Here is a 22,087-nt window from a genome sequence, read left to right on the forward strand (position 1 = left end):
TGGAGAACTCTGTGATGAATAACGATATTTGTCAGCAGATAGAGAATAGTGCGCACTACAGGGAGCTCGTTGATAAACGGCAACGGTTTGCCTTCTTACTTTCCATCATCATGCTGATTATCTACGTCGGCTTTATTCTGCTTATCGCCTTTGCCCCACACTGGCTGGGTACGCCGCTGCATGAGGGCACCAGCGTCACACGGGGCATTCCGATTGGCATTGGCGTGATTGTGATTTCGTTTGTGCTGACCGGCGTCTACGTCTGGCGCGCGAACGGCGAATTCGATCGTCTTAATAAAGCGGTACTGCGTGAGGTAAAAGCATCATGAAGAGAGTCCTGACGGCGCTTGCCGCCACACTTCCCTTTGCGGCACACGCCGCAGATGCCATTACCGGCGAGGTTCAGCGCCAGCCAACCAACTGGCAGGCGATTATCATGTTCCTGATTTTCGTGGTGCTGACGCTGTATATCACCTGGTGGGCGTCGAAACGCGTCCGTTCCCGTAATGATTACTACACTGCGGGCGGTAATATTACCGGTTTCCAGAACGGGCTGGCGATTGCGGGCGACTTTATGTCTGCCGCGTCTTTCCTTGGGATCTCCGCGCTGGTGTACACCTCCGGCTACGATGGTCTGATCTACTCTCTCGGCTTCCTGGTGGGCTGGCCGATCATTCTGTTCCTGATCGCCGAACGCTTGCGCAACCTGGGGCGTTTTACCTTTGCTGACGTGGCTTCGTATCGCCTGAAGCAGGGTCCGATTCGTATTCTCTCCGCCTGCGGTTCGCTGGTGGTGGTGGCGCTGTATCTGATCGCCCAGATGGTTGGCGCAGGCAAACTGATCGAACTTCTGTTCGGCCTGAACTACCACGTCGCGGTGGTGCTGGTGGGTGTGCTGATGGTGATGTACGTCCTGTTTGGCGGCATGCTGGCAACCACCTGGGTGCAAATTATCAAAGCGGTTCTGCTGCTGTTCGGTGCGAGCTTCATGGCCTTTATGGTGATGAAACACGTCGGCTTTAGCTTCAACAACCTGTTTACCGAAGCGATGGCGGTCCACCCGAAAGGGGAAGCGATCATGAGCCCGGGCGGGCTGGTGAAAGACCCGATATCCGCGCTTTCACTCGGTCTGGGTCTGATGTTTGGTACCGCAGGCTTGCCACATATCCTGATGCGTTTCTTCACCGTGAGCGATGCCCGCGAAGCGCGCAAGAGCGTCTTCTACGCCACCGGGTTTATGGGTTACTTCTACATACTGACCTTTATCATCGGTTTCGGCGCCATCATGCTGGTGGGAGCGAACCCGGCATTTAAAGACGCGGCGGGCGCGCTGATTGGCGGGAACAACATGGCGGCAGTGCATCTGGCGGATGCGGTAGGCGGCAATCTGTTCCTCGGCTTTATCTCAGCCGTGGCCTTTGCCACCATCCTTGCCGTGGTTGCCGGGCTTACGCTTGCCGGTGCATCTGCGGTGTCGCATGACCTGTACGCGAACGTGTTCCGCAAAGGCGCAACCGAGCGTGAAGAGCTCAAAGTCTCCAAAATCACCGTACTGATTCTGGGTGTGGTGGCGATCCTGCTGGGGATCCTCTTCGAGAAGCAGAACATTGCCTTCATGGTGGGGCTGGCCTTCTCAATTGCGGCGAGCTGTAACTTCCCTATCATCCTGCTCTCCATGTACTGGTCTAAACTGACCACCCGTGGCGCAATGGTAGGCGGCTGGCTGGGGCTGCTGACCGCGGTGATCCTGATGATCCTCGGCCCGACGATTTGGGTGCAGATCCTCGGTCACGAAAAGGCGCTCTTCCCGTATGAGTACCCGGCGCTGTTCTCAATCGCCGTGGCGTTTATCGGTATCTGGATCTTCTCTGCAACCGACAACTCGCCGGAGGGGAACCTGGAGCGTGAGAAATTCCGCGCCCAGTTTATCCGCTCACAAACCGGCCTGGGCGTGGAACAAGGCCGCGCACACTGAGTCTTGATCCCCGGCCTTCGGGCCGGGGAGTTCAGAACATCACCCATGCCACCAGCGGCGCAATCAGCACCATCAACACGCCGGAGAGCATCATCACCAGGCTTGCTACAACCCCCTCCTGCTGGCCCAACTCATAAGAGCGTGCCGTTCCCGCGCCGTGTGACGCCGCGCCAAATCCCGCCCCTTTTGCCAACCCTTCACGGATAGAAAGCCGCAGAAACAGCATATCGCCTACCGCCATACCGAAGACACCGGTGACAACCACGAACAGCGCCACCAGATCCGGCTGTCCGCCGAGCGGTTTAGCGGCTGCCAGCGCAAATGGCGTCGTTACCGAGCGCACGGCCAGGCTACGCTGAATTTCATCGGGCAGCGTAAACAGCCGCGCCAGCCAGACGGAGCTACAGACCGCCACCACCGTGGCGGTAATCACCCCCGCGCTGAGCGACATCCAGTGACGTTTAATGATATTCAGGTTGTCGTACACCGGCACCGCAAAGGCGATGGTGGCTGGCCCCAGTAGCCACAGCAACCAGTGGGATTCACCAATGTAGTTTTGCCAGGAGATATGGCCAAAAACCAGCATCAGCACCAGCAGGATCGGCGTGAAGACCAGCGGCATCAGCGGCAGCGCGTGAAAGCGACGATACAGGCGTTTGTTGGCAAAGTAGATAACCAGCGTGGCAATCAGGCACAGCACGCTTATCTGGAAGTTAGTCATGTTTTTGCCTGCGGATCTCGAAGCGATAAACCTTGTCCACCACCCAGGCGGTGGCGCCCAGCACCATCAGCGTGCTCAGGGCGATGACCGCGAAGATCCGCCAGCCGTCCACCATCAGCAGTTGCGCATAGTTCACCACTGCCACCACGGCAGGAACAAAGAACAGCAACATCTCTGCCAGCAGCCAGCGCGCGCCGGCACGCACCCAGCTAAGGGGGATAACGCGGCAGAGAATGAGTGTCAGCATCAACACCATCCCCACCAGGTTGGCAGGCAGCGGCAGATGCAGCCAGCCGACAAGATATTCCGCAAAAACAAACAGTCCCGCGTAGAGCAGTACCTGAACCGGTACCTGGAGTCGTTGCACAACGGCAGGCGTAACACGGCTTAACGCCACGGCCATGGGGGTTTTCCTCAAAAATGAGACGAGGCGCCAGTATAGTGAGCGCACGGTATGGACTGAAATGAATTAAAATCATCGAAGGTATAGTTTCGAGGAATAATCATGGACATAAGAACGCTGCGCTATTTTGTCGAAGTGGTTCGCCAGCAGAGTTTTACCCGCGCAGCGGAGAAGTTATTTGTTACCCAGCCCACCATCAGCAAAATGCTGAAAAACCTCGAAGATGAACTCAACTGTACCCTGCTGATCCGCGACGGACGCAAGCTGTTGCTTACCGATACCGGGCGCGTGGTGTTTGAACGTGGCCTGGCGATCCTGGCCGAGTTTCGTCAGCTGGAAGCGGAGCTAGACGATATTAACCACCTGACCAAAGGGGTGCTGCGCCTTGGTATTCCGCCGATGGTCGGGATGATGATGGCCGGGCCGATTAGCCTGTTTCGCCAGCGTTACCCCGGCGTTGAACTCAAAATTTCGGAGTTTGGTGGATTAACCGTCCAGCAGGCCGTAACCAACGGCGAGCTGGACGTCGCCATGACAGCCCTCCCCGTTGAGGAAGAGAGCGGTCTGGCGACGCTTCCGCTCTTTAGCCATCCGCTGTGCGTGCTGGTTCCCCGCTCCGGCGACTGGCTGAAGCGAGACTCAGTGAAACCTGAGCTGCTCGGCGAATACCCTCTGCTGATCTACAACGAAGATTTCGCCCTCAGCCGCCAGCTGATGACGCTGTTTAATCAACATAGCGTGAAGCCGCGCATTGCGGTGCGCAGCGGCCAGTGGGATTTCCTGGCAGCGATGGTGCAGGCAGGCGTGGGGATTGCCATTCTGCCGCAGCCGATTTGCGAGCGTCTGGATAAAAACACGCTGCGCTGGATCCCACTCGAAAGCGATTTGCACTGGCAGTTGGGGATGATCTGGCGAGAAGGGATATATTTGTCGCACAGCGCCCAGGCGTGGCTGCAATGTTGTGAGGGATTTTGGGTGCCCTCACCGTAACCCTCTCCCACAGGGAGAGGGAACCGATAGAGCACGTAGGCCCGGTAAGCGCAGCACCACCGGGCAAAAACAGCGTTACTGATTCTCTATCAACAACGCTTCCAGCAGATCCAGATCGTGCAGCAGCTTTTGCAGCGTTTCATTACTGATTTGCCGCGTGGCACGCAAGTGGTACAGCTCGGCACGCTCGGAGCGCAGCGCCGCCAGACGGAACCGGCGCTCCAGGTTCTCCTCCTGCAGCGAGCTTTCCACATCGTTACGGCCGTCAGCCCGGCGACGCAGATTACCAATCACGCGTGAGCTCACCTCCGTCAGCAGCTGATTGTCGATGTTCTCTTCGGCATCGGCGGCCAGGCGCTCTTCCATTTTCTGAATAGCGACAATCGCCACTTCGGCAGTGGCGGCGCGGGCAATCCGCTCCTCTTTATGCTGCTGCGTGGCGTCCCCGGCGTCGATATGCTGCAGCAAAATCGGCAGCATAATCACCCCGACAAACAGTGAGAACAGGATCACGCCCGCCGCCAGGAAGACCAGTTCATAACGCGCCGGGAAGACATCGCCCGTCGGCAACAGCAGCGGAATGGAGAGCACACCGGCCAGGGTAATCGCCCCGCGTACCCCCGCAAAGGAGGCAATCAGCAGCTCACGCGTGGTCCACGAACCAAACTCCATCGGCTTTTTCTTCAGGAAGCGCACGCTGAAGTTTTTCATCGTCCACAGCCAGCCGAAGCGCACCAGCATCAGCGCCATGTAGATCAGCACGATGTCGGTAAAGAGCATCCAGACTTCAACGTTCGGATCGGCCTCCGCCGCCACCAGAGAGGATTCCATAATGCCCGGCAGCTGCAGACCCAACAGCAGGAAGACCATGCCGTTGAAGACAAATTCCAGCATTGCCCAGGTGCTGTTTGCACGCAGACGCATGGCCAGCGGCGCGCGGCGCATTACGCCGGAGCGGGTGATGGTCATCCCTGCCGCGACCGCTGCCAGAATGCCCGACACGCCAATGTGTTCGGCAATCAGATAGGAGGCAAACGGCAGCAGGAACAGCAGTACGATCTGCGTTGCGGGTTCATCACCGCCCCAGCGGCTGAGGAAGCGCAGCGAGCGGCCATACAGCCAGCTCACCACGAAGCCCGCCAGGATACCGCCAATAGCAACCTTAAAGAATTCCAGGGTCGCGCCACCCACGGTAAAGATCATCGTTCCCATCGCGACGGCCACGGCGAACTTCAGGGCAACCAGACCGGAGGCGTCGTTCATCAGCGCCTCTCCCTGTAAGATGCCCATGATTTTCTTCGGAATCCGCCCTTCACCCACAATGCCGGACAGCGCCACGGCATCGGTTGGCGACAGGACTGCGGCCAGCGCAAAAGCGGGTATTAACGGGATCCCCGGAACCACCCAATAGATCAGGAAACCAATCCCGACCACGGTCACGACGACCAGCGCCAGTGCCAGACCGAAGATCTCGCGCCCATGTTCCAGAAACTCGCGCGTGGGTGTTTTCCAGCCATCAGCAAACAGCAGTGGCGGGATAAACAGCACGAGGAACAGTTCCGGGTCGAACTCAACGTGCAGGCCAAACGTCGGCCACGCCAGCAGCGCGCCGATGGCAATTTGCATTAATGGCAGGGGGACCTGAAAGGGCAGTACGCGTGTAACCACCCCGGATAATGAGACCACAAGGGTCATGATGAGTATTGTGAAAAAGATTTCCATGCGTTCCCTGTTTGCTGTGTTACTTATGTACTACGGAAGGCGTCGTGCCTTTTATTCTATCTTCCCCAGAGTAACGCAAAAGGCAACGGGATGAGTCCTGAAAATAAAAACGGGCGGCCTGAGCCACCCGTTTTCGCATCAAAGGACAATTTAGATTGCCCAGCCGCCCGCGTAGAACACCACCAGCGCAACGGCGATAACCACGGTGCCAATGTTCAGCTTGCGCCACTCACCGGAGACCAGGCGACCAATCACCAGCGACGCGAAGCCGATCATGATGCCGGTCACGATGTTACAGGTCAGCACGATAAATACCGCAGTGATCAGGCCTGACATCGCGTCCACAAAGTCCGCAAAGTCAATTTTCGCCACGTTGCTCAGCATCAGCAGGCCGACGTACATCAGTGCCGGAGCCGTAGCGTAGGCTGGCACCAGATAAGAGAGCGGAGAGAGGAACAGGATCAGCAGGAACAGCACACCAACGGTAATGGCGGTCAGGCCAGTTTTACCGCCTGCCGCGGTGCCCGCAGCGGACTCGATATAGACCGCAGCCGGAGAAGCGCCTACCAGACCCGAGAAGACGCTGCTCAGGGAGTCGGTGGTCAGCGCTTTGCCACCGTCGATAATCTGACCGTCTTTATCCAGCAGGTTCGCCTGACCGGCCACCGCACGGATGGTACCGGTGGCATCAAACACCGCCGTCATCACCAGCGCCAGCACGCTTGGCAGGATCACCGGGTTCAGCGCGCCGACAATATCCAGGCTGCCAATCAGGGAGTTACCGTTGTCATCGCTCAGTGACGGCATGGCAAAAATACCGGAGAAATGCACGGTCGGATCGAAAATCAGGCCAACAATGGACACACCGATAATGGTCAGCAGAATGCCGCCTGGGACTTTCAGTTTTTCCAGACCAATAATCACCGCCAGGCCAATCAGGGACATGATCACCGGGAAGCTGGCGAAGTGACCCAGCGCCACCGGCAGACCGTCCAGCGGGTTCTTAATGACCAGACCCACGCCATTGGCGGCAATCAGCAGCAGAAACAGCCCGATACCGATACCGGTGCCGTGTGCTACGCCGTGCGGCAGGTTGCGCAAAATCCAGCTACGAATGCCGGTTGCCGAGATAATGGTGAACAGCACGCCCATCAGGAAGACGGCGCCCAGGGCAACCGGTACGCTGATGTGTTGGCCCAGCACCAGGCTAAACGCGGTGAAGGCGGTCAAGGAAATGGCACAGCCAATCGCCATCGGCAGATTCGCCCACAGCCCCATTACGATGGAGCCAACACCGGCGACAAGACAGGTTGCAACAAAGACCGCTGCCGGTGGGAAGCCTGCTTTACCGAGCATGCCCGGCACAACGATGACGGAGTACACCATTGCCAGAAACGTTGTCAGACCGGCAACGATTTCCTGGCGCACGGTGCTGCCGCGAGCAGAAATTTTAAAGATGGCGTCAAGTGAACCGCCGGTACGCGCGGATGGCGTAGACATAGAAAACATCCCCTGAGAGTTTTTATAGAAAGTCCGTAAGCGTGGTGGAGACTCCACTGCCAGCAAAACGTCAAATCCTTGTGCTGCGTTTGCGACGAAAAGGGGCGTCACAAAAAAAGCAAACGTTTAGCTCCGCGCTTACAAAACGGGTGGTCAAATTTAGGCAAACGATTATCCAGCCTAATCACCGCCCTTTTCAACTGAACTTTCTCGTTTTTCGCTAAATTTCCCTTATGACGATGAAGAAATAAGCAGAGGATGCGCAAACGTTATCGTTTATGCGCAATGGGGTTACAAATTACGCCTCGCCAGGGATCGTTAATGGCCCACCTTGTTCCAGGGTTCTCTGCCAGGCAGGACGATTTTCGACCTTTTTCTTCCAGGCATGGGTGTGCGGAAGATCCTCGACACCGCCACGCGCCAGCAGGGCAAAAATCGGGAAACTCATCTGAATATCGGCCATGCTGAGAGTCTCTCCGGCAAACCAGCTATTTTCAGCCAGGTGAGATTCAATAAAACGCGCGTGGGTTTCGAGCTGGGGATTGAGATAGGCTTTTTGCACACCCTGACCCAGCGCTTTCCCCAGCGTGCGTATTCCAAACGGCACGGGCGGTTTACCGAGGCTGCTAAATACCAGCTTCATTAACAGCAGCGGCATAAGAGAACCTTCTGCATAGTGTAGCCAGAAGCGGTATTGCACCTTGTGGGCAGGATCCAGCGGCTTAAGCTGCGATTCTGCGTCGTAGGTTTCCTGCAGATACTCCAGAATGGCACCGGATTCAGCAAGGATCAGTCCGTTGTCTTCAATGACCGGTGACTTGCCCAACGGATGCACGCGTTTAAGGGACTCGGGAGCCAGCATCGTTTTTTTGCGCTGGTAGTGAACAATCTCATAGGGCAGAGAAAGTTCTTCCAGAGCCCAGATCACGCGGTGTGAGCGCGACTGGTTAAGGTGATGTACCGTGAGCATAGAGGTCTCCTGTTATTCATACTTTTTAACTATAGAAAATTGAACAACACCGCGAAAAATATTCGCCAAAAAAGCGGCCCCGGTGACTGGCGAAAAAGCGGCCCTTACATAGAATTAAAGTGTCAGCACAAACCGGAACCTCCTCAACCAGCTCGACATGAGGGGTGCTGATGTCGGGGGAAACCCTCCCGTGAGCCAGCGGGATAGAGAGAAAGACAAAGACCGGAAAAAACTAAAGCGCCCTTATGTGGCGCTTTAGTTCTTTATTATGCTTTTTGCTGGATGGCGCAGCCGCCACCCGGCAAACAGATCTCAATCTTCTTCCAGCAGCCGCGCCCCCGTCCCCTGTTCGCCCAGTTTGTCACCGGGGTTGCGTAACGGGCAATCGCTGCGCGACAAACAGCCGCAACCGATGCACCCGTCCAGTTCGTCACGCAGCGCCACCAGCGTATGAATACGCCGGTCCAGCTCCTCACGCCACTGGGATGAAAGCTCTTTCCACTCTTTCGGGCTCAGCGTGTGGCCTTCCGGTAACACGCCGAACGCCTCACCGATAGTGGCCAGGGGAATTCCGATTCGTTGCGCAATTTTAATAATCGCCACGTAGCGGAGCACGTCACGGGTGTAGCGACGCTGGTTTCCGGCGTTACGGATGCTTTTGATTAACCCTTTACTTTCATAGAAGTGGAGCGCCGATACTGCCACACCGCTTCGCTTAGCCACTTCACCCGGGGTCAAAAGCGCTTTTATTCTCGGCAATCTCTTTTCCATAAAACCTCTTTACCTCAAGTTAACTTGAGGAATTATACTCCCCCACAGAGAAAACGACGAATCAACCAGGAAAGTTGTATCTACAGAGGGCAACCTTATGTCGCATCAGCAAATTATTCAGACACTTATTGAATGGATTGATGAACATATCGACCAACCGTTGAACATTGATGTGGTCGCGAAAAAGTCGGGCTATTCGAAATGGTATTTACAGAGAATGTTCCGGACCGTAATGCACCAGACGCTGGGTGAGTACATTCGTCAGCGCAGGTTACTGCTGGCAGCGCAGGCGTTACGCTCTACGCAGCGGCCTATTTTTGATATCGCGATGGATCTGGGGTATGTGTCGCAACAAACCTTTTCCCGCGTGTTTCGGCGCGAGTTTGACCGCACGCCAAGCGATTACCGTCACCAGTTGAATTAAGGTTTATCAGTGCAAAGGTTGCTGCTGCCAGGTCATAAACTCCTGGGGCGGCATCGCTTTCGCGAAGTGCCATCCCTGACAGAACTGTACGCCGCGCTTCAACAACCAGCTTACCTGCTCGGCAGTTTCTACCCCCTCCGCAATGGTTTTGAGCCGCAGGCTCTGCGCCATCTCGATAATATGCTCGGCGATAAGATGGCTGGTGCTGTTGGTGGTTAGGGTGTCGATAAAGGATTTGTCGATTTTCAGAATATCGACATTCAGCGAGTAGAGATTATGCAGGTTCGAGTAACCTGTACCAAAATCGTCGATTGCCACTTCATAACCCGCCTGACGAAAAGCCTGGATAACCGGCGTAGTTTTCGGCACATCAATAAATCCGCGCTCCGTCACTTCGATTTTGATCTGCTGCGCACGCACGGCATAGTGCCGCGCTTTGTCGGAAATCATGGCGATCAGCCGCGAAGAGTGAAAATCCGTCGCCGACAGGTTGATCGAAATATAGAGGCCAGGATGCGCGGCCAGGAAATGGCCCAGATCGCTGAAGACCTCTTCTACAACATAATCCGTGATGCGTTCACTCATCCCCTCTTTTTCCGCCAGCGGGATGAATTCCGCCGGGCTCATGACAGGCCCGTTAAAACCAGGCCAGCGCAACAACGCCTCTGCCCCCACGCACTGATTATTCTTGATATCGATGATTGGCTGATAATGGACACAAAGCTGACGTTTATTCAGCGCCCGATGCAGCAATCGTCCTGGGGAGTTCAGCTCACGGTGGGTGCGCGACCAGACCAGCAAAATAATGATGCTACAGATCATTCCCAGCGGCAGCGTCAACGTCGCCTGATGGTAGAGCGTTTCATAGAAGCGTTTATTCGACGTTGAAACGATGGCGGCAATCGGACGTTTATCCGATTTTACCACCGTATAAAAACGGTCATCTTTTTGAAATACCACGTCCTTATCCCGAATCATCGAGTTTAATAAAGAAACGTTGGCTTTCTGACTGACGGAAAAGAAGGCATTCGTTACCGTATCGTACACGCCCCATGAGAGAGAGTGATCGGTGGACATCACTTCACTGTACGAGAGCGGATTAACCACCACGACATAATTCCCGCGCTGCATATATGTCATTTTATAGCCAGTGAAAAATGGCGTATCACGGTAATAATAGATAGCGATATCGGGTTTTCGGATGTAATTAGCGGGGGAGATCGCATAGGGCCGATCCGGGGTAAAAATGGATGAACAACGAAAATTCTGGCCTTCGGCATAAATTAAATCAGCGATGAACAGACGGCCGCGAACCACGTTCAACATATATTGCCGATGTGACGGCGTACAAACTTTACCCTGATATTTTTCCGCTTCGGCCCGGGCCAGATCAACCTGTTCAATAACCAGTTCAGTTTTGTCTAAAGCCAGTTCAGCAAATGTGCGTAACTGCGCGCTTGTTTCCGACACTGCTCTTAGCTGGGCAAACCATAGCGCAAGCATCACCGGCAGCATAACTACCATGATGATCCCTACCACTCTGAGCATCTTGCGCCGCGCGCTACGATTCATTTCCCGCCCTATATCCCTGCATGTTGTACGCCTGTAGTAATGAAGGCCGGATGCTTTGATAAACAGGTGATTACGTTGCATGAATCATGCGAAGTTAGCAACTGACTTTTAGTATTAAAAATCTTAAATTTCGTTATGACGATAATATTTGTCCGTAAGCTAAACTAAAAGTATTCGTTCCGTTTCTATTAAGGGAAATATTTATCCAGCCTGAACGGGGGGATTGAAGATAACGCAACAGAGGATCGTTGATTAAGCCAAACTTCTGGCAGCATGAAAAAAGTACAACATCAACATGACGTTTTATACTATTTGCGCGGATGTAATTTGATCAATGTTTTATAAACGTTCGGCTATTACCACATTATTTCCAGGATCATCAGAGAATAACGCTTCACTTATAAAAAGGCATCGCTGGGAACGCCGTTGCCCTCCTCCGCTCGTTCGAAGGAGGTTGCTCCCGGCACGTGGTGGGTTCGCATCCGCCGATGTCGAAGGCAACCCCATCCTGCCGCCTCTCTTTTTCAGCGTAATAAAATCCCCAATCTGCTCGCACAGACACTGGCGAATAAATCAACAAATGTGATATAGTTCACACATATCATGTAACGAGAAACACTGTTTCATTCAGTTCGTCTGTTTTGGAGAGGATGGGTTTTATGGCAACCATTACGACCAGCATGGTTCTCCTGCGCTGGCCTTTGTTGAGTGCGGTACTGATGTTTTTAGCCAGCACGCTGAACATTCAGTTTCGTAAATCTGACTACGCGGGTCTTGCGGTTATCAGTACGCTGTTAGGACTGGGCGCGGCTTGCTGGTTTGCAACGGGTCTGCTTGGTATCACCCTGCTGGATATTGCCGCCGTCTGGGAAAATATTAAAGTAGTGATGGTTGAGGCAATGAGCCATACGCCACCAGACTGGCCGATGGTGATTACCTGATGGTCGTTTCATAACAGCATGTTAAAAGCCTCTCTTACGAGGCTTTTTTATTTTCAAGGCATCAATCCACAGCAGGCAGCGGGAGTTTACTGATGATCGCCAGCCGGTTCTGATGATGCTCCTCATCGCCCCATAGCCAATCAACCTGATTGCCGATATCGCTGTCTTTCATTATCGGTCTCATTTCACAGGTAATCATGTCATAGGCGTACAAATGATGGCCGCTGGCGATAGCATCATACAGACGTGATTGCCAGAAACTCATACCATCACGTGTCTGGTGACGGTCTGTGATGATAACATTGTATTTTTCCAGCAAATACTGAGAAAACACTTTTCCTGGCAAATCGCGCAACACGCCACGGTGCGACGGTTTAGGCGAGCGCCATATCAGAATTTGCGTCACTGGCATGTAATTTAAAAATGCATCTTTCTGATAAATCACGCGATTGTAGTAAACAATCTCCTGCGTAATTTCATTGACCAGCGCCAGTTCAAAGTGCTCATTAGGAATATCAGCAATTCGATTTTCAGCTCTGACAAAATGATATCCCGGCGGGAATGGGCCAAAGCACAGTTCTTCATCCACTGACGCGCAAGGAGAAATTTCGTTCAGCAACGCAGCGTTGTGGTTATCCACCGTGAGCATTGCGAATGTCTTCTGAACGTCTGCGGGATCAAAGAGTTGTTGTGGCATAGCTCCTCGCGGATGAGATGGGTCAGGCACCAAATATAACGTGATGAGAATTAAACAAGAAGCCCTGCAACAGCAGGGCTTTCTTTAGTGCTGAAGACAATCAGAACGGAATGTCGTCGTCGAAGTCCATTGGCGGTTCGTTAGACGGTGCCGGTGCGGACTGCTGCTGTGGACGAGACTGCGCGCCGCCGCTGAACTGGTTGCCGCCCTGTGGCTGCTGAGGCTGGCCCCAACCGCCCTGCTGCTGGCCGCCACCTGCTGGTGCGCCGCCGCCCTGACGGCCACCCAGCATCTGCATGGTGCCGCCAACGTTTACCACCACTTCAGTGGTGTACTTTTCCTGACCGGATTGATCGGTCCATTTGCGGGTACGCAGTTGGCCTTCAATATACACCTGAGAGCCTTTACGCAGATACTCACCGGCCACTTCTGCCAGTTTGCCAAACAGCACAACGCGGTGCCATTCGGTCTGCTCTTTCATCTCACCGGTCGCTTTGTCACGCCAGGATTCGGAAGTAGCCAGCGTAATGTTGGCAACTGCGCCACCACTCGGCATGTAGCGTACTTCCGGGTCCTGGCCCAGATTACCGACGAGAATCACCTTGTTTACGCCTCTGCTGGCCATGTTCGTGTCTCCTGAATACGTTTCTTAATAGTGTAAACGCGCGAGTGTACCATTTCCACGCGTCAATTTGCATAGTTGCGTGGCGGGTTCAGAAATCTCTCGCGAACTCGGCATTGTTACACAGCTATTCAGAAAATGCATTCCAATACTGTATATTCAAACAGGTTAAATTGTGTCATAATTAGCCGTTTCTGACAGCCGTTTGTCCTTCAAACAAACCAGGCAATCCGTGTTCCAACCGGGAAAGGTGAATGGATAAGATCGAAGTTCGGGGCGCCCGCACCCACAATCTCAAGAATATCAACCTCATAATCCCTCGCGACAAACTCATCGTCGTGACCGGGCTTTCGGGGTCTGGCAAATCCTCACTGGCTTTCGACACCCTGTATGCCGAAGGACAGCGCCGTTACGTTGAATCACTCTCTGCGTATGCGCGCCAGTTCCTGTCATTGATGGAAAAACCGGATGTAGACCATATCGAGGGGCTTTCGCCTGCTATCTCTATTGAGCAGAAGTCCACCTCCCACAACCCGCGTTCAACGGTCGGTACCATTACCGAAATTCATGACTACCTGCGTCTGCTGTATGCCCGCGTAGGTGAGCCGCGCTGCCCGGATCACGACGTGCCGCTGGCGGCGCAGACCGTGAGCCAGATGGTGGATAACGTGCTGTCGCAGCCAGAAGGCAAACGCCTGATGCTGCTTGCCCCAATCATTAAAGAGCGTAAGGGCGAGCACACCAAAACGCTGGAAAACCTGGCAAGCCAGGGGTATATCCGCGCCCGTATCGACGGCGAGGTGTGTGACCTGTCCGATCCCCCTAAGCTGGAGCTGCAGAAAAAACACACCATCGAAGTGGTGATTGACCGCTTTAAAGTGCGTGACGATCTGGCGACCCGTCTGGCGGAATCCTTTGAAACTGCGCTGGAACTCTCTGGCGGTACGGCGGTGGTCTCCGATATGGACGACCCGAACGCGGAAGAACTGCTCTTCTCCGCCAACTTTGCCTGCCCGATTTGCGGCTACAGCATGCGTGAGCTGGAGCCACGTCTGTTCTCCTTTAACAACCCGGCGGGAGCCTGCCCGACGTGTGACGGCCTGGGCGTACAGCAGTATTTTGACCCGGACCGCGTGATCCAGAATCCTGAACTGTCGCTGGCTGGCGGTGCGATCCGTGGCTGGGATAAGCGTAACTTTTACTACTTCCAGATGCTTAAATCGCTGGCAGAGCACTATAAGTTCGACGTGGAAGCGCCGTGGGCCAGCCTGAGCCCGAACGTGCACAAAGTGATCCTGTTCGGTTCCGGTAAAGAGAACATCGAGTTCAAATACATGAACGATCGCGGCGATACCTCCGTGCGTCGCCACCCGTTCGAAGGGGTGCTGCACAACATGGAGCGCCGCTACAAAGAGACCGAATCCAGCGCGGTGCGCGAGGAGCTGGCGAAGTTCATCAGCAACCGCTCCTGCGCCACCTGTGAGGGCACGCGTCTGCGTCGCGAAGCGCGCCACGTGTTTGTCGAAAACACGGCGTTGCCGACCATCTCAGACATGAGCATCGGTCACGCAATGGACTTCTTCAACAACCTGAAGCTCTCCGGCCAGCGTGCGAAGATTGCCGAAAAAGTACTGAAAGAGATCGGTGACCGTCTGAAATTCCTGGTGAACGTCGGCCTGAACTACCTGACGCTTTCCCGCTCCGCAGAGACGCTGTCCGGCGGTGAAGCCCAGCGTATCCGTCTGGCCAGCCAGATTGGCGCGGGCCTGGTGGGCGTCATGTATGTCCTGGACGAACCGTCCATCGGCCTGCACCAGCGAGACAACGAGCGTCTGCTCGGAACGCTTATTCATCTGCGTAACCTCGGCAACACGGTGATTGTGGTCGAGCACGACGAAGATGCGATCCGTGCTGCCGACCATGTGATCGACATCGGCCCGGGCGCGGGCGTGCACGGCGGCCAGGTGGTCGCGGAAGGCACCCTGAAAGACATCATGGCGGTGCCAGAGTCGTTAACTGGTCAGTACATGAGCGGCAAGCGCAAAATTGAAGTGCCGAAACAGCGCGTGGCGGCGAACCCGGAAAAAGTGCTGAAGCTCACCGGCGCTCGCGGCAACAACCTGAAAGACGTGACGCTGACGCTGCCCGTCGGGCTGTTTACCTGTATCACCGGCGTATCCGGTTCCGGTAAGTCGACGCTGATCAACGATACGCTGTTCCCGATTGCGCAGACGGCGCTGAACGGCGCGACGCTGGCCGAACCTGCACCGTACCGCGACATTCAGGGGCTGGAACATTTCGATAAAGTTATCGACATCGACCAAAGCCCGATTGGCCGTACGCCGCGTTCCAACCCGGCGACCTATACCGGCGTCTTCACGCCCGTCCGTGAACTCTTCGCCGGTGTACCGGAAGCGCGTTCGCGCGGCTACACGCCAGGACGTTTCAGCTTTAACGTTCGCGGCGGCCGCTGTGAAGCCTGTCAGGGCGACGGCGTGATCAAGGTTGAGATGCACTTCCTGCCGGATATCTACGTGCCGTGCGACCAGTGCAAAGGCAAACGCTATAACCGTGAAACGCTGGAGATTAAGTACAAAGGCAAGACCATCCACGAAGTGCTGGATATGACCATCGAAGAGGCGCGCGAGTTCTTTGATGCCGTGCCTGCGCTGGCGCGTAAGCTGCAGACGCTGATGGACGTAGGCCTGACCTACATTCGTCTGGGGCAGTCAGCGACCACGCTCTCTGGAGGTGAAGCGCAGCGCGTGAAGCTGGCGCGTGAGTTGTCCAAACGCGGTACCGGGCAGACGCTGTACATTCTCGATGAGCCGACCACCGGTCTGCACTTTGCGGATATCCAGCAGTTGCTCGACGTTCTGCACCAGCTTCGCGATCAGGGCAACACTATTGTGGTCATTGAGCACAACCTGGACGTGATTAAAACCGCGGACTGGATTGTCGATCTCGGCCCGGAAGGCGGCAGCGGCGGCGGTGAAATCCTCGTCTCCGGTACGCCAGAGACCGTTGCAGAGTGCGAAGCCTCGCACACCGCGCGCTTCCTTAAACCGTTGCTGTAATTGTCACACGGAGAGTTGCTGTCGGGTCGCTTCCGGCAGCAGCTCAACCGCCTGCTGATAAGACGCGTCCACCAGGTAGTAAATCTGCGATCCCGGGAGTGAACCGTCAAGATAGACCGTACTCCAGTGCGCTTTGTTCAAATGTTTGCTCGGCCGGACATCGTCGTGCTGCTGACGTAATAGCTCCGCCAGCTCCGGGCTGGTTTTCAGCGACGCCGCCGGGCGGCCTTCCACCTCTTTCACCATCGCAAACAACACATCTCCCACTTTAATCTGCGTGGCTTTCCAGTCGCTGTGAACGCTCTGCTCCGCGCCTGGCTTACTCATGCAGTACTGCAGTAGCTCCGAAATTGTCATCTTTATTCCCCTTGTAGCGTTGCGATAATTTTACGCGAACCACCGTGAATGCGATGTTCTCCCAGCCAGATCCCTTGCCATGTTCCCAGCAGAAGCCGCCCGTTGTGTACCGGCAGCATTAGCGATACGCCCAGCAGAGAAGATTTGATATGCGAAGGCATGTCGTCCGCCCCCTCATAGTCATGCTCGTAGGAGGCGTTGTCCGGAACGGTTTTCAGAAAATGCCGCTCCATATCAGACCGGACGGTGGGATCGCAATTTTCATTAAGCGTGAGAGAGGCCGACGTGTGCTGAAGCAGCAGATGCAGCAAACCCGTTTTGACGCGCGACAGATCGCGGATCTGCCCGATAACTTCATCCGTCACCAGGTGAAATCCGCGAGGTTTAGCGCTTAAGGTCAGGGTTTGTTGGTACCACATGTGCTGCTCCGTTATGAAAGTGAATCTTTCTAAGTGTGCAGCAAGAAGACGAAAGGTAAAACCCGCAGCGACGAGATTTGATTAAAAAAGAGCCAAACTCACCGCCGACGGTTTAATACTCTGAGTTCACAATAACCTCTTCGCCAAACTTCCCGGCCATTGGCAGCGGGCGATAGGTCGAGTTTGAGGCGCGTAACACCCTGATCCCTCTGGCTCCCACATCACGCGCGGCGCTGATATCGTTATCTGAATCACCGTAGAAGACTTTGATATGTTTCTGCTCCAGCCACTGGGTTTTGGTGTTTTGTCCCGGTTTGTCACCTGCGAAAATCACCGGGTTCATGCTGGCCGCCGGGATCAGGAAATCATCCTGCAGGGTTTTAGAGACGGTTTCCGTTTTGGTCTGACTGCGTCCGGTAACGAAGTAGATGCTGTCGCCGCGTTTTACATGCATGGCGATAAGCGCGCGGGCCACCTCTTTCGGGATGCTGAATTCGTCCCAGCCGTTGTTCATCTTTTCCCAGAACTCCGGGTTTTTCAGATACGCTTCGCTGTCCGGTGAGTATGTTTTTTTACCGCGCCAGAACCCGGGGCTGGAGAAGAGAACGGTATCGTCAATATCAAAGCCCACGGCCATTGGCGGGCGGCCCATCAGGCTGTTTTCAATCTGGGCTACAGAGACCCAGTGAATGGGGGCTTGTTCAGCCAGAATAGCGGCGGTAGTGCCGGTGTAAAGCGGCGTCGGTGCGGAAGCGCGCGCGACGACCGTACTGTTAAGCGAGAACAATAAGCAGGCGGCGCTGAGCGCCAGTGTGATCTTGCGCATATTTTCCCCTGAATATTCAGTTTGTTATCGTTTTAATTTGAGCGACTGGTCAAAAATCTATCCGACCATAACCCCAGCGGGAGATGAAGGGAAGGAGTTTTTGCTTATGAGGTTGGATAAAAAGAAGAAGATCACAGAATGCCGGGCAACCTGTTTGTGCGGCCTGATGCCCTCATCCCGGCCCTCTCCCACGGGGAGAGGGATGGTGAGTAAGTACTTACATTACTGCAGCAAATGCCTGCGCCACGCGATGAACGTTGCTGGCATTCAGACCCGCCACGCACATACGTCCGCTGGCAATCAGGTAGACGCCGAATTCTTCGCGCAGACGTTCAACCTGTGCGGCGCTCAGCCCGGTGTAGCTAAACATCCCGCGCTGTTTAAGCAGATAGTCGAAGTTATGCCCCGGTACGGCCTCTTTCAGCACGTTAACCAACTCCTGACGCATCGACAGAATACGCTTACGCATGGATTCCACTTCTGCAAGCCAGCTGGCTTTTAGCTGTTCGTCTCCCAGCACAGTCGCCACCACCTGCGCGCCAAAGTTTGGCGGGCTGGAGTAGATGCGGCGCACGGTCGCCTTCAGTTGCCCCAGTACGCGACCTGCCGCTTCGGCGTCTTCGCACACCACAGAGAGGCCACCCACGCGCTCGCCGTACAGGGAGAAGATTTTTGAAAACGAGTTGCTGACCAGAACAGGCAGCCCGGCGCTGGCCACGGCACGGATGGCATAGGCATCTTCTTCCATCCCTGCGCCAAAGCCCTGATAGGCGATGTCGAGGAAGGGGATCAGGTTGCGCGCTTTCAGCACCTCAATCACCGCATCCCACTGAGCGTTGGTGAGATCTGCCCCGGTCGGGTTGTGGCAGCACGGGTGCAGCAGCACTATGCTGCGCTCTGGCAGGGTATTCAGTTTTTCCAGCAGCGCGTCAACGCGCACGCCGTTGGTTTCACTGTCGAACCATGGATAGGTCGCCACCTTAAAGCCAGCACCCTCAAAAATCGCCACGTGGTTTTCCCAGGTGGGATCGCTGACCCATACCCCTGAATCCGGGAAGTATTTTTTCAGGAAGTCCGCACCCACTTTAAGCGCGCCTGAACCGCCCAGGGTCTGGATGGTTGCCACACGTTTTTGTGCGAGCACCGCGTGATCGGCACCAAACAGCAGCGGCGCGATGGCGTTACGGTAAGTATTGAGCCCTTCCATCGGCAGATAAAGAGAAGCACCGTGCGGGGCGGCGTTAAGACGCGCTTCCGCTTCAGCAACGGCTTTCAACTGAGGAATAATGCCGTCCTCGTTGTAATACAGACCAATGCTGAGATTCACTTTGTCGCTGCGAGGATCTTCTTTGAAACGCTCCATTAAGGAGAGAATGGGGTCGCCGGCGTAGGCGTCAACTTTCTGAAACACGCGATGGTTCTCCGGAATTCGATGAGGCAGGGAATTCAACAATAAACCGGATATGACAGAAGATCGAGCGTTTAACCTGTTCCATGCCGGGTCAGGCAACGCTGCCCCCCGGCATTCACAGCAGTTTAATCGATGTACTTCATTGCCACCCTTGATGTCAGGCGCGTTATAAGTTCGTAAGCACTCACTTTCGTGATTTCCGCGATGCGTTCGACGGGCAAACCGTCACCCCACATCACCACATCGTCGCCCGCTTTATCCTGGGCATCGGGGCCGAGATCTACGCAAATCATGTCCATCGCCACGCGACCGACAATCTTCACTTCGCGGCCATTGACCAGAACCGGCGTACCGGACGGCGCAGCACGTGGATAACCGTCGCCATACCCCATCGCCACCACACCCAGCCGGGTGTCACGCGCGCTGGTCCAGGTGCCGCCGTAACCCACCGGTTCCCCCGCCTTGTGCTCACGCACCGCAATCAGCTTAGACACCAGGGACATCACCGGCTGGAAGCCAAAGTCCGGCCCCCAGGGTCTGTTCTCCAGCGGCGATACGCCGTAAAGAATAATCCCCGGACGCGCCCAGTCGAAGTGCGACTGCGGCCACAGCAGAATGCCACCGGAGGCCGCGATAGAGCGCATCCCCGGCTTGCCTTCGCAGAAGGTGTTAAAGGTGTCGAGTTGTTGTTCAGTAGCGCCGCAGTCAGGCTCATCAGCCCGGGCAAAATGGCTGACAATATTTACCGGCTGGCGGACATTTTTGCACTGGCACAGACGCTGATAAAACGCCTGCGCGTGTTCCGGACGTACGCCCAGACGGTGCATGCCCGTGTCGAGCTTCATCCAGACGGTGACTGGCTCGCTCAGCTCAGCGGTTTCGAGAGCGGAAAGCTGTTCTTCGTTGTGTACCGCCGTGTGCAGATGCTGGTCTGCAATGGTCGGCAGGTCTGCAGCCTCAAAAAAGCCTTCGAGCAGCAAAATCGGTTGGGTGATCCCCCCCGCGCGCAGGCGGAGGGCTTCTTCAAGACGGGCAACGCCAAAGGCGTCGGCATCGGGGAGCGTTCGCGCGGTCTCAAGAAGACCGTGTCCGTAAGCGTTCGCTTTCACGACTGCAACAAGTTTACTGGCAGGAGCTAGTTCACGCAGACGTTGCAGGTTGTGTCGCAGAGCGCGGCGGTTAATCACAACAGTTGCCGCTTGCATTTGATTTCCTTAGAAATTACTCATCATCATATTGAGGACCGGCATAGTTGTCGAAACGCGACCACTGTCCGTTAAAGGTCAGACGTACCGTACCGATAGGGCCGTTACGTTGTTTACCGATAATAATTTCGGCGATCCCTTTCAGGTCGCTGTTCTCGTGATAAACCTCATCACGGTAGATGAACATGATTAAGTCGGCATCCTGCTCGATGGAGCCGGATTCACGCAGGTCGGAGTTGACCGGGCGTTTGTCGGCACGTTGTTCCAGGGAGCGGTTAAGCTGCGAGAGCGCCACGACAGGCACATGCAGCTCTTTGGCTAATGCCTTGAGCGAGCGGGAAATTTCCGCAATCTCCAGCGTACGGTTATCGGAGAGCGACGGCACGCGCATCAGCTGAAGGTAGTCGATCATGATAAGGCCAATACCGCCATGCTCGCGGGCGATACGGCGCGCACGGGAGCGCACTTCTGTCGGCGTCAGGCCGGAGGAGTCATCGATATAAATGTTACGTTTTTCCAGCAGGATCCCCATGGTGCCGGAGATACGCGCCCAGTCCTCATCGTCGAGCTGACCGGTACGGATACGGGTCTGATCCACACGAGAAAGCGACGCCAGAGAACGCATCATGATCTGCTCAGATGGCATCTCCAGACTGAAGATTAAGACCGGTTTATCCTGCAACATCGCCGCGTTTTCGACGAGGTTCATCGCAAAGGTGGTTTTACCCATCGACGGACGCGCGGCGACGATAATCAAATCCGACGGCTGCAGGCCTGCGGTTTTCTTATTGAGATCGTCATAGCCGGTGTTAACTCCGGTTACGCCATCGTGCGGCTGCTGGAAGAGCTGTTCAATACGGGCGACGGTGGCATCGAGCACATCGGCGATGTTTTTCGGGCCTTCGTCTTTATTGGCGCGACTTTCAGCGATTTTAAAGACGCGGGATTCCGCGAGATCGAGCAGGTCTTCGCTGGTGCGACCCTGCGGATCAAAGCCCGCTTCGGCGATTTCATTCGCGACCGAGATCATCTCACGAACAACGGCGCGTTCGCGAACGATGTCCGCATAAGCGCTAATGTTCGCTGCACTTGGCGTGTTTTTCGACAGTTCTGCTAAATAAGCAAAACCGCCAACGCTGTCCAGTTGCCCCTGCCGCTCCAGCGATTCCGCGAGCGTAATCAGGTCAATCGGGCTACCGGACTCCTGCAGGCGCGCCATTTCGGTGAAGATGTGGCGGTGCGGGCGGGTGTAGAAATCGTCGGACACGACGCGCTCGGCGACGTCGTCCCAGCGCTCGTTATCCAGCATTAAACCGCCCAACACCGACTGTTCCGCTTCAATCGAGTGCGGCGGGACTTTTAACCCGGCGACCTGAAAATCACGCTCACGAGGTTCAGTCTGTTTGTTGAAGGGTTTGTTTCCTGCCATAGTGAATGGAGTTACCGAGATAAAGAGTGGGTCGAAAGATTACCACATTCTGGAG

The 22,087-nt window shown here is 55.3% G+C and carries 21 protein-coding genes; 6 read left to right on the forward strand and 15 right to left on the reverse strand.

Features of this window, described 5'->3' with window-relative positions:
• Window positions 1-14 precede the first annotated feature (14 nt).
• Together VF709_RS18630 and actP are read left to right on the forward strand one after the other, a co-directional pair.
• Window positions 15-329, forward strand: coding sequence for a DUF485 domain-containing protein (locus VF709_RS18630; RefSeq protein ID WP_013095080.1), 315 nt, complete (start codon window positions 15-17; stop codon window positions 327-329).
• On the forward strand, window positions 326-1,975 hold the full coding sequence (gene actP / locus VF709_RS18635) for a cation/acetate symporter ActP (RefSeq protein ID WP_013095079.1): 1,650 nt from the start codon (window positions 326-328) through the stop codon (window positions 1,973-1,975). The genes VF709_RS18630 and actP overlap by 4 nt, the downstream gene beginning before the upstream one ends.
• Before the next feature lie 31 nt (window positions 1,976-2,006).
• On the opposite strand, the gene VF709_RS18640 is transcribed toward actP, so the two are convergent.
• Both VF709_RS18640 and VF709_RS18645 read right to left on the reverse strand, forming a co-directional pair.
• Entirely contained in the window at window positions 2,007-2,696 is a 690-nt protein-coding gene (locus tag VF709_RS18640; protein ID WP_013095078.1) for an LrgB family protein, read from the reverse strand.
• Window positions 2,689-3,099 (reverse strand): CidA/LrgA family protein, encoded by a 411-nt coding sequence (locus VF709_RS18645; protein ID WP_020686648.1) that lies wholly within the window; start codon window positions 3,097-3,099, stop codon window positions 2,689-2,691. The genes VF709_RS18640 and VF709_RS18645 overlap by 8 nt, the downstream gene beginning before the upstream one ends.
• Window positions 3,100-3,201: 102 nt before the next feature.
• Between VF709_RS18645 and VF709_RS18650 the strand changes: the two genes are divergently transcribed.
• Complete coding sequence (locus tag VF709_RS18650; protein WP_013095076.1) at window positions 3,202-4,089, forward strand: LysR family transcriptional regulator; 888 nt, start codon at window positions 3,202-3,204, stop codon at window positions 4,087-4,089.
• A gap of 75 nt (window positions 4,090-4,164) precedes the next feature.
• On the opposite strand, the gene VF709_RS18655 is transcribed toward VF709_RS18650, so the two are convergent.
• The 4 genes from VF709_RS18655 to soxR form a co-directional block, all read right to left on the reverse strand.
• Complete coding sequence (locus tag VF709_RS18655; RefSeq protein ID WP_013095075.1) at window positions 4,165-5,811, reverse strand: Na+/H+ antiporter; 1,647 nt, start codon at window positions 5,809-5,811, stop codon at window positions 4,165-4,167.
• A 150-nt stretch (window positions 5,812-5,961) separates the two neighbouring features.
• Entirely contained in the window at window positions 5,962-7,311 is a 1,350-nt protein-coding gene (gene ghxP / locus VF709_RS18660; protein ID WP_013095074.1) for a guanine/hypoxanthine transporter GhxP, read from the reverse strand.
• Window positions 7,312-7,609: 298 nt separating this feature from the next.
• Complete coding sequence (locus tag VF709_RS18665) at window positions 7,610-8,281, reverse strand: glutathione S-transferase family protein (protein WP_149896887.1); 672 nt, start codon at window positions 8,279-8,281, stop codon at window positions 7,610-7,612.
• Window positions 8,282-8,593: 312 nt separating this feature from the next.
• A complete protein-coding gene (gene soxR, locus VF709_RS18670) occupies window positions 8,594-9,052 on the reverse strand; it encodes a redox-sensitive transcriptional activator SoxR (RefSeq protein ID WP_013095072.1) in 459 nt (152 codons plus the stop codon).
• 97 nt (window positions 9,053-9,149) lie between these two features.
• On the opposite strand from soxR, the gene soxS reads away from it, so the two are divergent.
• Complete coding sequence (gene soxS / locus VF709_RS18675; RefSeq protein ID WP_013095071.1) at window positions 9,150-9,476, forward strand: superoxide response transcriptional regulator SoxS; 327 nt, start codon at window positions 9,150-9,152, stop codon at window positions 9,474-9,476.
• A 6-nt stretch (window positions 9,477-9,482) separates the two neighbouring features.
• On the opposite strand, the gene VF709_RS18680 is transcribed toward soxS, so the two are convergent.
• Window positions 9,483-11,048 (reverse strand): EAL domain-containing protein, encoded by a 1,566-nt coding sequence (locus tag VF709_RS18680; protein ID WP_038418469.1) that lies wholly within the window; start codon window positions 11,046-11,048, stop codon window positions 9,483-9,485.
• A 659-nt stretch (window positions 11,049-11,707) separates the two neighbouring features.
• Here VF709_RS18680 and VF709_RS18685 point away from each other — a divergent pair.
• Window positions 11,708-11,989, forward strand: coding sequence for a YjcB family protein (locus VF709_RS18685; protein WP_008503385.1), 282 nt, complete (start codon window positions 11,708-11,710; stop codon window positions 11,987-11,989).
• 61 nt (window positions 11,990-12,050) lie between these two features.
• Here VF709_RS18685 and VF709_RS18690 read toward each other — a convergent pair whose 3' ends face one another.
• Both VF709_RS18690 and ssb1 read right to left on the reverse strand, forming a co-directional pair.
• The gene (locus tag VF709_RS18690; RefSeq protein WP_038418467.1) at window positions 12,051-12,686 is read right to left on the reverse strand and encodes a hypothetical protein; all 636 of its coding nucleotides are present in this window, start codon (window positions 12,684-12,686) and stop codon (window positions 12,051-12,053) included.
• A gap of 100 nt (window positions 12,687-12,786) precedes the next feature.
• Window positions 12,787-13,311, reverse strand: coding sequence for a single-stranded DNA-binding protein SSB1 (ssb1, locus tag VF709_RS18695; RefSeq protein WP_003860284.1), 525 nt, complete (start codon window positions 13,309-13,311; stop codon window positions 12,787-12,789).
• Between the two features lie 251 nt (window positions 13,312-13,562).
• Between ssb1 and uvrA the strand changes: the two genes are divergently transcribed.
• Window positions 13,563-16,385, forward strand: a complete 2,823-nt coding sequence (gene uvrA / locus VF709_RS18700) for an excinuclease ABC subunit UvrA (RefSeq protein ID WP_013095069.1) — start codon at window positions 13,563-13,565, stop codon at window positions 16,383-16,385.
• 3 nt (window positions 16,386-16,388) lie between these two features.
• Here the strand turns inward: uvrA and VF709_RS18705 are convergent, their stop codons facing one another.
• The 6 genes from VF709_RS18705 to dnaB form a co-directional block, all read right to left on the reverse strand.
• Window positions 16,389-16,742, reverse strand: a complete 354-nt coding sequence (locus tag VF709_RS18705; RefSeq protein ID WP_013095068.1) for an MmcQ/YjbR family DNA-binding protein — start codon at window positions 16,740-16,742, stop codon at window positions 16,389-16,391.
• Window positions 16,743-16,744: 2 nt separating this feature from the next.
• A complete protein-coding gene (locus VF709_RS18710) occupies window positions 16,745-17,161 on the reverse strand; it encodes a secondary thiamine-phosphate synthase enzyme YjbQ (protein WP_013095067.1) in 417 nt (138 codons plus the stop codon).
• Between the two features lie 112 nt (window positions 17,162-17,273).
• Entirely contained in the window at window positions 17,274-17,987 is a 714-nt protein-coding gene (gene aphA / locus VF709_RS18715; protein ID WP_013095066.1) for an acid phosphatase AphA, read from the reverse strand.
• Window positions 17,988-18,204: 217 nt separating this feature from the next.
• Window positions 18,205-19,398 carry an aromatic amino acid transaminase gene (gene tyrB, locus VF709_RS18720; protein ID WP_038418465.1) on the reverse strand — a complete coding sequence of 398 codons (1,194 nt, stop codon included), beginning with the start codon at window positions 19,396-19,398 and terminating at the stop codon, window positions 18,205-18,207.
• Window positions 19,399-19,523: 125 nt separating this feature from the next.
• Entirely contained in the window at window positions 19,524-20,603 is a 1,080-nt protein-coding gene (alr, locus tag VF709_RS18725) for an alanine racemase (protein WP_095440400.1), read from the reverse strand.
• Window positions 20,604-20,619: 16 nt separating this feature from the next.
• Window positions 20,620-22,032: a replicative DNA helicase gene (gene dnaB, locus VF709_RS18730; protein ID WP_013095063.1), complete on the reverse strand. Its 1,413-nt coding sequence runs from the start codon at window positions 22,030-22,032 to the stop codon at window positions 20,620-20,622.
• Window positions 22,033-22,087: the final 55 nt, after the last annotated feature.

This window comes from Enterobacter sp. Lyrl_3 (assembly GCF_051948675.1).
Classification (GTDB): Bacteria; Pseudomonadota; Gammaproteobacteria; order Enterobacterales; family Enterobacteriaceae; genus Enterobacter; species Enterobacter cloacae.

What these genes read in the sequence shown, in the direction of transcription:
- VF709_RS18630 (WP_013095080.1), top strand. Translation starts at nt 15, where the DNA reads ATGAATAACGATATTTGTCAGCAGATAGAGAATAGTGCGCACTACAGG.
- actP (WP_013095079.1), top strand. Translation starts at nt 326, where the DNA reads ATGAAGAGAGTCCTGACGGCGCTTGCCGCCACACTTCCCTTTGCGGCA.
- VF709_RS18640 (WP_013095078.1), bottom strand. Translation starts at nt 2,696, where the DNA reads ATGACTAACTTCCAGATAAGCGTGCTGTGCCTGATTGCCACGCTGGTT.
- VF709_RS18645 (WP_020686648.1), bottom strand. Translation starts at nt 3,099, where the DNA reads ATGGCCGTGGCGTTAAGCCGTGTTACGCCTGCCGTTGTGCAACGACTC.
- VF709_RS18650 (WP_013095076.1), top strand. Translation starts at nt 3,202, where the DNA reads ATGGACATAAGAACGCTGCGCTATTTTGTCGAAGTGGTTCGCCAGCAG.
- VF709_RS18655 (WP_013095075.1), bottom strand. Translation starts at nt 5,811, where the DNA reads ATGGAAATCTTTTTCACAATACTCATCATGACCCTTGTGGTCTCATTA.
- ghxP (WP_013095074.1), bottom strand. Translation starts at nt 7,311, where the DNA reads ATGTCTACGCCATCCGCGCGTACCGGCGGTTCACTTGACGCCATCTTT.
- VF709_RS18665 (WP_149896887.1), bottom strand. Translation starts at nt 8,281, where the DNA reads ATGCTCACGGTACATCACCTTAACCAGTCGCGCTCACACCGCGTGATC.
- soxR (WP_013095072.1), bottom strand. Translation starts at nt 9,052, where the DNA reads ATGGAAAAGAGATTGCCGAGAATAAAAGCGCTTTTGACCCCGGGTGAA.
- soxS (WP_013095071.1), top strand. Translation starts at nt 9,150, where the DNA reads ATGTCGCATCAGCAAATTATTCAGACACTTATTGAATGGATTGATGAA.
- VF709_RS18680 (WP_038418469.1), bottom strand. Translation starts at nt 11,048, where the DNA reads ATGAATCGTAGCGCGCGGCGCAAGATGCTCAGAGTGGTAGGGATCATC.
- VF709_RS18685 (WP_008503385.1), top strand. Translation starts at nt 11,708, where the DNA reads ATGGCAACCATTACGACCAGCATGGTTCTCCTGCGCTGGCCTTTGTTG.
- VF709_RS18690 (WP_038418467.1), bottom strand. Translation starts at nt 12,686, where the DNA reads ATGCCACAACAACTCTTTGATCCCGCAGACGTTCAGAAGACATTCGCA.
- ssb1 (WP_003860284.1), bottom strand. Translation starts at nt 13,311, where the DNA reads ATGGCCAGCAGAGGCGTAAACAAGGTGATTCTCGTCGGTAATCTGGGC.
- uvrA (WP_013095069.1), top strand. Translation starts at nt 13,563, where the DNA reads ATGGATAAGATCGAAGTTCGGGGCGCCCGCACCCACAATCTCAAGAAT.
- VF709_RS18705 (WP_013095068.1), bottom strand. Translation starts at nt 16,742, where the DNA reads ATGACAATTTCGGAGCTACTGCAGTACTGCATGAGTAAGCCAGGCGCG.
- VF709_RS18710 (WP_013095067.1), bottom strand. Translation starts at nt 17,161, where the DNA reads ATGTGGTACCAACAAACCCTGACCTTAAGCGCTAAACCTCGCGGATTT.
- aphA (WP_013095066.1), bottom strand. Translation starts at nt 17,987, where the DNA reads ATGCGCAAGATCACACTGGCGCTCAGCGCCGCCTGCTTATTGTTCTCG.
- alr (WP_095440400.1), bottom strand. Translation starts at nt 20,603, where the DNA reads ATGCAAGCGGCAACTGTTGTGATTAACCGCCGCGCTCTGCGACACAAC.
- dnaB (WP_013095063.1), bottom strand. Translation starts at nt 22,032, where the DNA reads ATGGCAGGAAACAAACCCTTCAACAAACAGACTGAACCTCGTGAGCGT.